Annotated in this window: 8 protein-coding genes; 1 reads left to right on the top strand and 7 read right to left on the bottom strand. The window is 73.1% G+C overall.

The window, feature by feature from the left end:
- Positions 1–44 precede the first annotated feature (44 nt).
- The 6 genes from ACIO9J_RS33265 to ACIO9J_RS33240 all read right to left on the bottom strand — a co-directional run bounded on the left by ACIO9J_RS33265 (position 45) and on the right by ACIO9J_RS33240 (position 8075).
- The gene (locus ACIO9J_RS33265) at positions 45–1484 is read right to left on the bottom strand and encodes a lysine N(6)-hydroxylase/L-ornithine N(5)-oxygenase family protein (protein WP_402007789.1); all 1440 of its coding nucleotides are present in this window, start codon (positions 1482–1484) and stop codon (positions 45–47) included.
- Positions 1481–2932: a pyridoxal phosphate-dependent decarboxylase family protein gene (locus tag ACIO9J_RS33260; protein ID WP_402007787.1), complete on the bottom strand. Its 1452-nt coding sequence runs from the start codon at positions 2930–2932 to the stop codon at positions 1481–1483. Before ACIO9J_RS33260 ends, ACIO9J_RS33265 begins: the two co-directional genes overlap by 4 nt.
- A gap of 293 nt (positions 2933–3225) precedes the next feature.
- The gene (locus tag ACIO9J_RS33255; RefSeq protein ID WP_402007785.1) at positions 3226–4080 is read right to left on the bottom strand and encodes an NAD(P)H-binding protein; all 855 of its coding nucleotides are present in this window, start codon (positions 4078–4080) and stop codon (positions 3226–3228) included.
- Positions 4081–4217: 137 nt separating this feature from the next.
- A complete protein-coding gene (gene pepN, locus ACIO9J_RS33250) occupies positions 4218–6734 on the bottom strand; it encodes an aminopeptidase N (protein ID WP_402007783.1) in 2517 nt (838 codons plus the stop codon).
- Between the two features lie 76 nt (positions 6735–6810).
- On the bottom strand, positions 6811–7155 hold the full coding sequence (locus tag ACIO9J_RS33245; RefSeq protein WP_402007781.1) for a chorismate mutase: 345 nt from the start codon (positions 7153–7155) through the stop codon (positions 6811–6813).
- An 11-nt stretch (positions 7156–7166) separates the two neighbouring features.
- Complete coding sequence (locus ACIO9J_RS33240; protein ID WP_402007779.1) at positions 7167–8075, bottom strand: AraC family transcriptional regulator; 909 nt, start codon at positions 8073–8075, stop codon at positions 7167–7169.
- A gap of 128 nt (positions 8076–8203) precedes the next feature.
- Between ACIO9J_RS33240 and ACIO9J_RS33235 the strand changes: the two genes are divergently transcribed.
- A complete protein-coding gene (locus ACIO9J_RS33235) occupies positions 8204–9982 on the top strand; it encodes a beta-galactosidase family protein (RefSeq protein ID WP_402007777.1) in 1779 nt (592 codons plus the stop codon).
- A gap of 79 nt (positions 9983–10061) precedes the next feature.
- Here ACIO9J_RS33235 and ACIO9J_RS33230 read toward each other — a convergent pair whose 3' ends face one another.
- The gene (locus ACIO9J_RS33230; RefSeq protein WP_402007775.1) at positions 10062–13169 is read right to left on the bottom strand and encodes an endo-alpha-N-acetylgalactosaminidase family protein; all 3108 of its coding nucleotides are present in this window, start codon (positions 13167–13169) and stop codon (positions 10062–10064) included.
- Positions 13170–13322: the final 153 nt, after the last annotated feature.

Below are 13322 nucleotides of genomic sequence, written 5' to 3'. Positions count from 1 at the left end.
GCCCCGGCCGCTTCCGCCGTCGGCCGGGGCGGGGGTGGCACGCGTCAGGTCTTGAGGCGTACGAGGTTGCCGCGCTGTTCGCCGATGCGCCCGGCGGCGCCCTGCCGGCTCTCGGGGGGCGTCAGGCCGAAGCTGGTGAAGGCGGTGCGGCCGGGCAGCGGGTAGGGGTTCTTGCCGGTGAGGGAGTTGAGGATGGTGGCGCTGCGCCAGGCGGCGAGGCCGAGGTCGGGGGCGCCGACGCCGTGGGTGTGGCGCTCCGCGTTCTGCACGTAGACGGCGCCGGTGACGGAGGGGTCGAGGACGAGGCGGTACTGCTCGTCGACGCGGGGCCTGGCGGACGCGTCCTTGCGGATGTAGGGGTCGAGTCCGGCCAGGAGCTGGTCGAGGGGGCGCTCGCGGTAGCCGGTGGCGAGTACGACGGCGTCGGTGGTGAGCCGGGAGCGGGTGCCCTGCTGGAGGTGTTCCAGGTGGAGTTCGACGCGGGTGTTGGCGACGCGGCCCGCGGTGCGCACGGAGACGCCGGGGGTGAGGACGGCGTCGGGCCAGCCGCCGTGCAGGGTGCCCCGGTAGAGCTCGTCGTGGATGGCGGCGATGGTGTCGGCGTCGATGCCCTTGTGCAGCTGCCACTGGTGGGGGACGAGTCCGTCGCGTACGGCTTCGGGCAGGGCGTGGAAGTAGCGGGTGTAGTCCGGCGTGAAGTGTTCCAGGCCGAGCTTGGAGTACTCCATGGGCGCGAAGGCCTCGGTGCGGGCCAGCCAGTGGATCTTCTCGCGGCCCTCGGGGCGGGCGCGGAGCAGGTCGAGGAAGATCTCGGCGCCGGACTGTCCCGAGCCGATGACGGTGATGTGCTCGGCGTTCAGGAGCAGTTCGCGGTGGTCGAGGTAGTCGGCGGCGTGGAGGACGGGGACCGTGGGGGCCTCGGCGAGGGGCTTGAGGGGTTCGGGGACGTACGGGGCGGTGCCGACGCCGAGGGCGATGTTCCTGGTGTAGGTGCGGCCGAGCGCCTCGGCCTCGCCGTCCGCGTCGAGCTGGGTGAAGTCGACCTCGAACAGGGCGCGTTCGGGGTTCCAGCGCACGGCGTCGACCTGGTGGCCGAAGTGGAGTCCCGGCAGGTTCTCGCTGACCCAGCGGCAGTAGGCGTCGTATTCGGCGCGCTGGATGTGGAAGCGCTCGGCGAAGTAGAAGGGGAAGAGCCGCTCGCGGGTCTTGAGGTAGCTGAGGAAGGACCAGGGGCTCGCGGGGTCGGCGAGGGTCACCAGGTCGGCGAGGAAGGGCACTTGGAGGGTGGCGCCGTCGATGAGGAGGCCGGGGTGCCAGTGGAAGGCGGGCCGCTGTTCGTAGCAGGCGGTGTCGAGTTCGCCCAGGGGCGCGGCGAGGGCGGCGAGGGAGAGGTTGAACGGGCCGATGCCGATGCCGACCAGGTCGCGGGGGTCTTCGGGCGTGGTGAGCGGCGTGGGGTCGGGGTGGTCGGGCGTGCCGGTCATCGGGGGGTGTTTCCTTCCGGGGGTGTGGACTGGGTGTTCGCCGTGGCGGGCGGGACGAGTTCGACGAGTTTGAGGAGTGCGGCCAGGTCACCGGGTGTGGTGTGCGGGTTGAGCAGGGTGGCCTTGAGCCAGCGGCAGCCGTCGAGGTCGGCGCGGCCGAGGACGGCGGTGCCTTCGGCGAGCAGGGTCCTGCGCACGTGGGCGATGTGGTGGTCGTCGGCGTGGGCGGGCCGGAAGAGGACGGTGCTGATGGCGGGGGTGTCGTAGAGCTCGAAGCCGGGGTGGGCCTCGATCAGGTCGGCGAACTCGGCCGCCTGGTCGCAGACTTGGTCGACTAGGGCGCCGAGCCCCTGGCGGCCGAGCGCCTTGAGGGTGACGGCGATCTTGAGGATGTCGGGGCGGCGGGTGGTGCGCAGGGAGCGGCCGAGGAGGTCGGGCAGGCCCGCTTCGGTGTCGTCGTCGGCGTTGAGGTAGTCGGCGCGGTGGGTGAGGGCGTCGAGGTCGCGGCGTTCGCGGACCGCGATGAGTCCGGCCGCCGCGGGCTGCCAGCCGAGTTTGTGCAGGTCGAGGGTGACGGTGTCGGCGCGCTCCAGGCCGCGCAGCAGGTGTTTGCGGGTGTCGCTGAAGAGCAGGCCGCCGCCGTAGGCCGCGTCGACGTGGAGGCGGGCGCCGTGCGCGGCGCACAGGTCGGCGATCTCTTCGAGGGGGTCGATGAGCCCGGCGTCGGTGGTGCCCGCGGTGGCTGCGACCAGGAAGCGCCGTGGCGGGCCGCCGAGTTCGGTGAGCGCCTCGTCGAGCGCGGCGGGGTCGAGGGTGCCGGCCGGGGCGGGTACGGCGACGGGTTCGGGCAGGCCGAGGAGCCAGGCGGCGCGGGCCAGGGAGTGGTGGGCGTTGTCGCCGACGAGGAGCTGGACGGGGCCGCGGACGGGGCCGTGCCCGGTGGCGGCCTCCCGGGCCAGGAGCAGGGCGAGCTGGTTGGCCTCGGTGCCGCCGGTGGTGACGAGGGCGTCGCCCGCGTCGTGGATCAGGGCGGCGACGGCGCGGGTGACCAGGGCTTCGAGCGCGGCGGCCGCGGGCGCCTGGTCCCAGGAGTCCATGGAGGGGTTGAGCGCGGAGGCGGCGAGGTCGGCGGCGGCCGCGACGGCGAGCGGCGGGCAGTGCAGATGGGCCGCGCACAGCGGGTCGGCGGGGTCGGCGGCGCCCGCGGCGACGGCGTGGACGAGGGTGCGCAGGGCGTCGTCGGCCCCGGTGCCCTGCTCGGGCAGGACGGGGTGGGCTGCGGCGTGGACGCGGTCGGTGACGGTGCCGGGTCCGCCGGTGGGGAGGGGGCCGCCGCGTACGGTCGCTCCGTCGTGCAGGGCGTCGAGTGCGACGGCGAGCAACGGGCGGAGTTCTCGCGGGCCTTGGGCGCCTCCGGCGAGCGGCGGCAGGGTGCGCGGGGTGCTCATGGGGCGGGTGTCCTTCGGGTGCGCGCGTACAGGGGCACCAGCCTGTCCGTCGTGCGGGCGGCGCGCCCTGATACCTCAACGATCCGAACCCGAAAGTGGTACTGCCGTGCGGAGAAAGCGTGTTGGGGCGCTCCGGATGCTAGGACCGTCCCCCTGGAGCGGTCCGCGGCGCGTCCGGGTCTGCTTCGCGCGGCCGCACGCGGTCACGCGGCCGCACGCGGTCAGTCGTCGAAGGCGCGCGACCGCGCCCGGCCGGCCCACGAAGAGCGAACCGGCCGGATCTGGCGGGATCCTCAGGCGCGGAAGTCGTCCTTGTGGTCGCGGGCCCACTCCTCGAAGGTGCGGGCGGGGCTGCCGGTGACGTCTTCGACCGTGGTGGTGATCTCGGGCCGGGAGCCGACGGCGGCGGCGAACGAGGCGAGGATGGCGGGCAGCATCTGCGGCGGCACGTGCGGGAAGAGCTCGGGTCCGACCTCCTCGGGCGGTATGTCGACGAACCGCAGGGTCCGGCCGAGCGCGGCGCCGATGGCGTGGATCTGCTCCTCGGTGGTGACGGCGTCGGGTCCGCTGAGGCGGTGGGCCGCGCCGACGTGTCCGTCGTCGAGGAAGGCGCGGGCGGCGACCGCCGCGATGTCGGCCTCGTGGACGGGGGCGGTGACGGCGCCGGCGAAGGGGCCGCGGACCGTGTCGCCCGCGCGGGTCTGGGGCGCCCACTGAAGGGAGTTGGTGGCGAAGGCGCCGGGGCGCAGGAACGTCCAGTCGAAGCCGGCGTCGCGTACGGCCGATTCGAGCGCGCTGTGGGCGATGTGGATGGGGTGACTCTCGTCGGCGCCTTCGCCGATGATGCTGGAGGAGAGGACGACGACGTGCCGGACGCCGCCGGCGCGCGCCGCTTCGAGGAGCGCGGCGGTGTGCCGGCCGCGCTCGCCGACGGCGTGCAGATGGAGGAAGAGGCCGCTCGCGCCGGTGAACAGCGGAGCGAGGGAGGCGGCACCGGCCGCCGGGTCGAGCCGCGCGGTCTCGGCACCCTCGGGGAGGTGGGCGCGGGCGGGGTCGCGGGTCAGACCGCGTACGGGCACGCGCGCGGCGGCGAGTTGGCCGACGAGGGCGCGGCCCACGTTGCCGGTGGCACCGGTCACGACGATCACTGGGGCTCCTGGTGTTCCTGATGCGACGGACCGGCGGACCCGGCCCAGGGCTGTTGTTCGAGCCTAGGCAGGGTCCGCCGGTCGACGGATCGTCGTTTGGGACCAGGGGCGGGGACGGCGGGACCAGGTCCCCGGACCTAGGACCCGCTGCCCTCCCGCACCTTCAACGCGCGCGCCAGGTCGTCGAGTTGGTCGACGAGCTTGCGGCGCAGGGCGGGGGTGGGTGCCGCGTCGCGCAGGCACTCCTCGCCCAGGCGCAGCGTCTCGGCGTCGACGTACGGCGTGGGGAAGGCGTGGCGTCCCGCGGCCTCGGCCATGGCGGGTCCGCGCCGGTCGGCGACGGCCACCGCGTCCCGGTAGAACCGGGGGACGTACTCCCTGGTCAGGTCGGCCTGTTCGGGCTGCCAGAAGCCCTGCGCGGTGGCGGTGAAGAGGTAGTTGGACAGGCCGTCGGAGGCGAACATGGCCTCCCAGGCGGCTGCCTTGGCGGCCGGGTCGGGCAGTGCGGCGCGGCAGCGGGCGGCGCCTTCCTGGCCGGTGGCGCTGGGGTCCCTGTCGAGTTCGGCGGCGATGGCGGCCTCGTCGGTGGCGCCGAGCACGGCGAGCCTGGCGAGGGTGCGCCAGCGCAGCTCGGGGTCGAGTGCGGGGCCGCCGGGCACGGTTCCCTCGGTGAGCCAGGCCTGGAGCGGCTCGGCCTGCGTGGCGACGTCGATGGCGCCGCGCACGGCGGTCAGGCGCAGCCCGGGGTCGGAGCCGTCCTCGGTGCGGCGGATCAGGTCGCGGCAGAGCGCGCCGAGGGTGGCGAGGGCGGCGGGCCGCTCCTCGGGGGTGGTGAAGCGGTCCGCGATGTGGGCGGTGGCGAAGGTGAGGACGCCCTGGACGAGGGCGAGGTCGGTCTCCTCGGGGAGGTGCGCGAGCGCCGTCCGGAGGTAGTCGCCGCCGTCGAGTTCGCCGTCGCGGACCATGTCGCGCAGGCTGTTCCACAGGACGGCGCGGGTCAGTGCGTCGGGGACGCCGGAGAGGCCGCGCAGGGCGGTCTCCAGGGAGGTCTCGTCGAGGCGGACCTTGGCGTAGGTGAGGTCCTGGTCGTTGGGGACGATCAGGGCGGGGCGTCCGCCGTCGCGGGATTCGGCGGCGGCGGTGGGCGCGGGCAGGTCCGTCTCGAAGCGTTCGCGCAGGACGAGGGTGCCCGCGTCGGCGAGGTCGTGGTCGTAGACGCCGACGGCGATGCGGTGCGGACGGCTGCCGGTGCGCTCGACGTCGAGCGTCCAGCCGCGGCCCTCGTGCGCGACGCGCGAGGTGAGGGTGTCGACGCCGGTGGTGCGCAGCCAGTCGGCGGCCCAGGCGTGCACGTCGCGGTCGGTGGCGTGGGCGAGGGACTCGATGAAGTCCGCGAGGGTGGCGTTGGCGAACTTGTGCCGGGCGATGTGGGTGTTGATGCCGGCGAGGAAGTCCTTCTCGCCGAGCCAGGCGACGAGCTGGCGCAGCGCGGAGGCGCCCTTGGCGTAGGAGATGCCGTCGAAGTTGAGCATGGCGGACGCGGTGTCGGGCACGGCGTCCGGGTCGGGTGCCACCGGGTGGGTGGAGGGGCGCTGGTCGGCGTCGTACCCCCAGGACTTGCGGGCGACGCCGAAGTCGGTCCAGGGGTCCTTGAAGCGGGTGGCCTCCGCGGTGGTCTGGAAGCCCATGTACTCGGCGAAGGACTCGTTCAGCCAGATGTCGTCCCACCACCTGAGGGTGACCAGGTCGCCGAACCACATGTGGGCCATCTCGTGGGAGATGACCATGGCGCGGGTCTGGCGCTCGGTGTCGGTGACGGCGGAGCGGTAGATGAACTCGTCGCGGAAGGTGACGAGTCCGGGGTTCTCCATGGCACCGGCGTTGAACTCGGGGACGAACGCCTGGTCGTAGGAGTCGAAGGGGTAGGGCTCCTCGAACTTCTCGTGGTAGCGGTCGTAGCACGCGCGCGTGACGTCGAGGATCTCGTCGGCGTCGGCGTCCATGAAGGGGGCCAGCGAGCGGCGGCAGTGGATGCCGAAGGGCAGCCCGCGGTGTTCGGTGCGCACGGAGTGCCAGGGGCCCGCGGCGACGGCGACGAGGTAGGTGGAGATGAGCGGGGTGGCCGCGGCCTGCCACTGCCCGTCGCCGAGGTGCTCGGTGACGCCGTTGGAGAGGACGGTCCAGCCCTCGGGCGCGGTGACGGAGAGGTCGAAGACCGCCTTCAGGTCGGGCTGGTCGAAGGCGGCGAAGACGCGCTGGACGTCTTCCATGAAGAGCTGGGTGTAGGTGTAGGTCTCGCCGTCGGTGGGGTCGGTGAAGCGGTGCATGCCTTCGCCGGTGCGGGAGTAGCGCATGGTGGCGTCGACGCGCAGCTCGTGTTCGCCCGCGGTGAGGCCGTCGAGCGCGAGACGGTTGTCCGCGAGGCCCGCGACGTCGAGGGGCTGCCCGTCGAGGGTGACGGAGCGCAGCTCGGCGGGCTTGAGCTCGACGAAGGTGGCGCCGTCCGCGCGGGCGCTGAACCGGATGACGGTACGGGAGCCGAAGGTGTCGGCTCCGGGGTCCGCGGCCTGGGTGAGGTCGAGTCGGACCGTGTACCGGTGGACGTCGATGAGCTGGGCTCGGGTCTGCGCTTCGTCGCGCGTCAGTACGGGCATGGGCCCATGCTGCCCGATGGCACCGGCATCGGTGTAGGACCGGGGTCCCGGGGCCGGTGGCGCGCGGGTCGGGCCGCTACGACGACTTGGCGATCGTCTCGTGGTGGCGGATGACCTCGGCGATGATGAAGTTGAGCAGCTTCTCGGCGAACGCGGGATCGAGTCGGGCGTTCCCCGCGAGTTCGCGCAGGCGGGCGATCTGGCGGGCCTCGCGGGCCGGGTCGGCGGGCGGCAGGTGGTGGTTGGCCTTGAGGTGGCCGACCTGCTGGGTGCATTTGAAGCGTTCGGCGAGCATGTGGACGACGGCCGCGTCGATGTTGTCGATGCTCTCGCGCAGGCGGGACAGTTCGGCGCGCACGTCCTCGTCCGGGCCGTCGGGGGCGGCCGCGCCGTTCGTGTCGCTCGTGTGGCTGGTGGTCATGGTCCCTGAGCCTACGTGGCGCCCGCGGTGCCGCCGGTGGCGGATGAGCGCAAAATCGGCGGGTGCTCGGGGTCGGGTATCTGCTGCGACCAGCCGCCGGGTACGGCCCTTCCCTGCTGTTCGCGGAAGCGGACGGGGGCCATGCCGACCCGGCGGGTGAAAAGGCGCGAAAAGTACGCCGGGTCGTCGTAGCCGACGCGGCGGGCGACGGCGGCGACGGGCAGTTCGGTGGCGGCGAGGAGTTCCTTGGCGCGGCCCAGGCGGATGCCGAGGAGGTAGTCCTTGGGGCTGCACCCGGCGCCCCGGCGTACGGCGGTGCGCAGTTCGGCGGGGGTCATGCCGTGCCGTGCGGCGTGCTCGGCGACGGACAGCGGCTGGAAGGCGTCGCGGGCCAGGGCCTGGAGGACGGGGTCGCCGTCGGGGGCGATGTCGGCGCGGGCGCGGCGCAGGGCGACGAGGAGTTCGTGGACGGCGGCGCCGGTCTCGACTTCGAGGAGCGGGTTGCCGCGGCGGGCGGCGCGGGCGATGCGGCCCACGGCGGCGCGGGCGCCCGCGGCGTCGGACAGCGGCACGACGGGGCGGGTGGGCTCGATGTAGCCGAGTTCGGTGTACGTGGCGGTGGCGGGTCCGGTGAAGTCGACGAAGCACTCGTCCCAGCCGGTGTCGGGGTCGGGCCCGTAGTGGTGGCGGACGCCTGGGGTGAGCCAGATCAGGGCGGGCGCGGTCACCGTCGTGCGCCTGCCGTCGGTGCCGCGGAACCAGCCGCCGCCCGCGCTGACGACGACGGCGACGTGGTGGTCGAGGGTGCGCGGGCCCACCGTCGGCAGGAGGCCGTGCTGGAGGCCGACGCCGAGACAGGCCAGGCCGAGCCGGTGGTGGGCCGGGCTGGGAGTGAAATACCGCATCCACGTGTGGTACATCCGCTTCCGCCCCTTTCGTCCGGCCGCTGGTCCGCTCCTTGCGTCCAACCCGACTCGATCTTTGTCCATGGACCGTGCCGCCCGCCAGAGGTGATCGTGGGCGAGCAGTACGTGAGCGAGAGGACACGATGGACGGGTTCAGGGTCGGCGAGGACGATTTCGAGCTGGACGGGCGGCCGGTGCGGCTGCTGTCCGGCGCGCTGCACTACTTCCGGGTGCACGAGGCGCAGTGGGGGCACCGCCTCGCCATGCTGCGGGCCATGGGGCTCAACTGCGTGGAGACGTACGTCCCGTGGAACCTGCACGAACCGCGCCCCGGCACGTTCCACGACGTGGAGGCGCTCGGCCGATTCCTGGACGCGGCGCACGAGGCGGGCCTGTGGGCGATCGTGCGCCCGGGGCCCTACATCTGTGCCGAGTGGGAGAACGGCGGCCTGCCGCACTGGCTGACCGGTGCGGTGGGGGCACGCGCGCGTACCCGCGACGCGGAGTACCTGCGGCATGTGGAGCGCTGGTTCCGCCGGCTCCTTCCGCAGGTGGTGGCGCGCCAGCACGGGCGGGGCGGGGGCTCTGGTCCGGGCGCGGGCGCGGGTGGCGGGCCGGTCATCATGGTGCAGGTCGAGAACGAGTACGGCAGCTACGGCTCGGACCAGGTCTATCTGCGCCACCTCGCCGACCTGCTGCGCGCCGAGGGCGTGACCGTACCGCTGTTCACCTCGGACGGCCCCGAGGACCACATGCTGACCGGCGGTTCGGTGCCGGGCGTCCTCGCGACTGCCAACTTCGGGTCGGGGGCGCGCACGGCGTTCGAGACGCTCCGTGCCCATCGCCCCAAGGGGCCGCTGATGTGCATGGAGTTCTGGTGCGGCTGGTTCGACCACTGGGGCACCGACCACGTCGTACGGGACGCCGACGACGCGGCGGCCGCGCTGCGCGAGATCCTGGAGTGCGGCGCCTCGGTGAACCTCTACATGGCGCACGGCGGCACGAACTTCGCGGGCTGGGCGGGCGCCAACCGGGGCGGGGGCGCGCTGCACGACGGGGAGCTCCAGCCGGATGTGACGTCGTACGACTACGACGCGCCCATCGACGAGTACGGCCGCCCGACGGAGAAGTTCTGGCGCTTCAGGGAGGTCCTGTCCGCGTACGCGACGGGCCCGCTCCCCGACGTCCCCCCGCCCCCGCAGGGCCTCTCCTCCCCGGCCTCCACGGCCCTCACGGACTGGTCCTCCTTGGACACCGTCCTGGAGTCGCTCGGCGGCCCCGAGACGGAGCACGCGGTGCCGCCCACGTTCGAGGAACTGGACGTGGACCGCGGCCTGGTCCGCTACGCGCTGACCGTGCCGGGCCCGCGCCGCCCCTACCCGCTGAGCGTGCGCGGCCTGCGGGACCGGGCGGTGGCGTACATCGACGGGCGGCGGGCCGGCGTCCTGACCGAGGACGCACCGGCCCTGGAGACACCCGTGGCCGGGCACGCGCGCGTGGAGCTGTGGGTGGAGTCCCTGGGGCGGGTCAACTACGGCCCCCGTACGGGCGAGCCCAAGGGGATCACCGGCGGCATCCTGCACGAACGCCAGTACCTGCACGGGGTGCGGGCTCGTGGCCTCCGGCTGGACGCGTTCGACGTGGCGCCGGCCGTACGGGGCGTTCCGGCGACCGGTGCGGCGGAGGGCCTTCCCGGTCTGTACCGGGGCGAGATCGAGGTCGTATCCCCCGGTGACGCTTCCCTCGAACTGCCGGGCTGGACGCGGGGGTTCGTGTGGGTGAACGGGTTCAATCTGGGGCGGTATTGGGCGGTGGGCCCGCAGACGTCACTGTACGTTCCCGGTCCGGTGCTGCGGGCCGGGGCGAACGAGGTGTGGGTGCTTGAGCTGGAGGGGGGCGGGGAGCGGGTGGAGTTGAGCTGAGCTCCATGACCGGGGCTCCGCCCCGGACCCCGCTCCTCAAACGCCGGAGGGGCTGAATTCCCAGCCCCTCCGCCGACCCCTACAGCTCCGTGACGGTGAACCCGTCCAACACGAACTCCGCCGTCCCGTCCTCCCCCACCTTCCGCAGCCCGACCCACGCCTCCCCCTCCGCGGGGGCCGTGAACTCGTAGGACAGCGTGGTGGGCCCGGTCGCCACCGGCAGTTCCTTGCGGTCCAGCTCACGGGGACCCGGCTCATCGACGGCCGAAACCCACACGTACTGGCCCGCCTTCTCGTTCTCGTACCGGAACGCCACCCGGTACCGCTTGCCCGGGGCGAAGCGGACGGTGTGCGGGACCGTGCGGTAGACGAGGCCGGTGTTCTCGCCGCGCGACTTCAGGGAGTTCGACCCGTCGATGACGTCGTCGATCTCCTTGCCGTTCCAGCCGCGCTGGGTGAAGGGCGCGTGGCGCTGCGCGATGTGCGTGCGCGGGTCGGTGACGTCGCCCGCGTCGCCCTTCACGAAGGGGCCCCAGCCCTGGGGCACGTGCTCGAAGTCCTCGCTGACGACGACGGCACGGGGCCGCTTGGCGGGGCGGCCCGCCTCGGTGACGCGGACGTTGTCGAAGCGCACGCGCGCGTCGCCCGCCTCGGCCCGCAGCGTCAGCCGGACCGCGCCGCCGCCCTCCGGGACGGTGAAGAAGGCGGACATGCGCTGGAAGCGGGTGCCGTGCTTGCGGTCGGCCGCGACGTAGTTGGCCGCGGTGGACGTCTCGGTGAAGTTCGCCGCGGTGACGCCGTCGGCGGTGCGCACCTCCAGGGCGGCCCTGCGCCGCTCGCCCGGCTTCTCGCCGACCTCGACCTGCACGGAGGCGACGTAGGAACCGGCCTTGAGCCGGTTCAGGCGCTGCGCGACGGATGCCGCGCCGCCCGCGCCCATGACCAGTTCGTAGTCGCCGAGCTCGCTGCGCCGCACGGTGGCGGGGCCGCTGACCTGCCAGCCCTTGAGGGAACCCGCGTGGAAGCCGGGGTCGTGCAGCGGTGTCGCCTCGCCCCAGCGCGGGTCGGGCAGCGCGGCGGCGCGCTCGCGGTAGACCACGTAGGGCTGCTTCGCGGTGGCCTTGAGGGTGACTTTTCCGCCCGCTACGGAGACGTACGAATCGAAGACGCGCCCCTGGTCGGTGAGCCGGTACAGGGCGACCCGGGACCGGCTCGCCCACGCGCGCGGGAGCTGCCAACTGCTGGTGCCGCCCGCCGGGTTGTAGTGGTACAGCTTGGCGGGGTCGTGGGCCTTGCGGGGCTCCCAGGGCAGCAGATAACGGCCGTCTTCGTAGACGACGCGTCCGTCCGTGGTCACGCGGCGCTTGCCCGAGGCGTCGGAGACCGTCGTCGCCGCTCCGGAGCGGGTGTCTCCGAAGAAGGCGATCTCGTGCTCACCCCACGTCTTGATGGGGTACGCCTGGAGGTACTTGGCGGGCAGCGAGTGGGTCCAGATCAGGTCGTAGAAGTCGTTCCAGTCGGTCTTGCCGACCCAGCCCTCGAAGTTGCCCATGCGGGCGATGCCGAGGAGGGTGGGCCACTTGTCGGCGAAGACGTCCTTCTGGTGGTTGCGCACGAACCGGATCAGACGGGAGTTGATGCCGCGGGACGTGTCGCCCCCGTAGTCGGGCTCGGTGGCCCAGTGCGACCAGATCGCCGAGCGCTCGAAGCCGTGGCCCCACTCCGTGGTGATGGTCCAGCCCTGCTCGCGGAAGGCCCGCTGGAGCCGGTCGGAGGTCCAGCCGGACTCCCGGAACACGTCGATGTAGAGGGTGTTGAGGCCGTCGTCGGTCTGGTCCCGCAGGTCGGCGAAGCGCTTGACGACGTCTCCGGAGACCAGGTCGCGGCGCTGGTCGATGCGGTAGCTCTGGTCCAGCCAGTCCCACTGCTTGTTCGACTTGTCGACGAGCTTCTCGGAGAAGGCGTTCGCCACGGGGTAGGACTCGGTGGTGTTGACGTGCACGCTGAAGTCGCTGTTCCACTTCCTGCCCGCGCGGACCAGGGTGTTGAGGTCCTTCAGGCCGCCCGCCCGCTCGTTGTAGTTGTCCGCGTAGTCCGGGTGGGCGGAGTCGTGGCCCTCGGACTGGTAGCCCTTGAGCAGCGTGTACTGGCGCAGGCCGTCGGTCGCCAGATGGATCCGCTTGACGTTGTCGAGCGTGGCCAGGAAGGGATTGGTGGCCTGCGAGGCGAAGTTGAAGGGGATGTGCGGGACGACCCGCAGATGCTGCTCGTCGGCGCCGAGCGGCGTCACCATGATGTCGCGGAAGGCGATCGCGGCGTCCTGCCAGTCGACCTTGCCGTCGCCGTTCCGGTCCCCGGTGATCACCACGGTGGCGTACGGCAGCGGCTCGGTGGCTCCCACGGGCGCGGTCGCCGCGCGGTACGTCCACTGTCCCGGGGTCAGCCGGGCCTCTACGTAGTCACCCGTTTTCACCGTCTCCCGCCACAGGCGGCCGTTCTCCCAGGTGGTGCCCGCCTCGGTGGTGGGCTTGTCGTAGACGGTGTTCGTCTCGACCGCGCCGCCGAGGCCGTCGTGCGCGACGACGGCGTAGGCACAGCCGGTCGCCGCCTCCGTAGGCGTGTCCTTCGTGGGCCGTACGAGGGTGTCGCCGCTCTTGGCCTTGTCCAGCTGCACCTTGGCGGCGAGCAGGGCCGCGCCCGGCTGGTCGCTGCGGACGGAGAGCAGGGCGAGGCCGGGGACGCGCAGGGTGCCCACGCGCAGCGCGGCGGTGTCCGCGATCTTCGTGACGCGCCAGTGGACCCGCCGCCCCTCGACGGCGATCTCCACCTCGATACGGGTGCCGCCGTCGAAGGCCAGTACGTACGCGACGCGGGACCTGCCCGGTGCCGCGGTGACCTTCGGGGTGTGCTCGGCCTCGTCGATCAGGACCGTGGTGACGGCGTCCGTACGGCCGTGCAGGACCGCGCCGCTCTCGCGGTCGGTGTAGGAGACGACGCGCGGGAAGGCGGTCGCGACGCGCACGTCCAGGTCGGCCGAGCGCAGGACCACCTCGTCGGCCGCGCGGCCCGCGGCGCCCGGCGCGGCGAAGGCGCTGCCGCCCGCCCCGACGGCGACGCCCATCCCGGCGATCGCGCCCGTGGCCACCACGGCCCTGCGGCTCGGTCCGGACGTGTCTGACGGCAGCATGCGGCACTCCTCGATGGAACGGAATTCGTGCCGATCACGATGCGCCGGGCGAGGTGAACGCGCCCATGGACAAAGGAGGGACAGGTGTTGGACTTCCCGCGTACCGGGCCGTGGACACGACGACGCGGGGCGCCTGCCGTCGCAGACGCCCCG

It is taken from the genome of Streptomyces sp. NPDC087300, assembly GCF_044744425.1.
GTDB lineage: Bacteria > Actinomycetota > Actinomycetes > Streptomycetales > Streptomycetaceae > Streptomyces.
The sequence above is the reverse complement of the archived record's forward strand: the minus strand, read 5'-3'. Positions and strand labels throughout refer to the sequence as shown.

Coding starts and splice junctions, on each gene's coding strand:
- ACIO9J_RS33265 (WP_402007789.1), bottom strand. CDS start 1,484: ATGACCGGCACGCCCGACCACCCCGACCCCACGCCGCTCACCACGCCC.
- ACIO9J_RS33260 (WP_402007787.1), bottom strand. CDS start 2,932: ATGAGCACCCCGCGCACCCTGCCGCCGCTCGCCGGAGGCGCCCAAGGC.
- pepN (WP_402007783.1), bottom strand. CDS start 6,734: ATGCCCGTACTGACGCGCGACGAAGCGCAGACCCGAGCCCAGCTCATC.
- ACIO9J_RS33245 (WP_402007781.1), bottom strand. CDS start 7,155: ATGACCACCAGCCACACGAGCGACACGAACGGCGCGGCCGCCCCCGAC.
- ACIO9J_RS33240 (WP_402007779.1), bottom strand. CDS start 8,075: ATGTACCACACGTGGATGCGGTATTTCACTCCCAGCCCGGCCCACCAC.
- ACIO9J_RS33235 (WP_402007777.1), top strand. CDS start 8,204: ATGGACGGGTTCAGGGTCGGCGAGGACGATTTCGAGCTGGACGGGCGG.
- ACIO9J_RS33230 (WP_402007775.1), bottom strand. CDS start 13,169: ATGCTGCCGTCAGACACGTCCGGACCGAGCCGCAGGGCCGTGGTGGCC.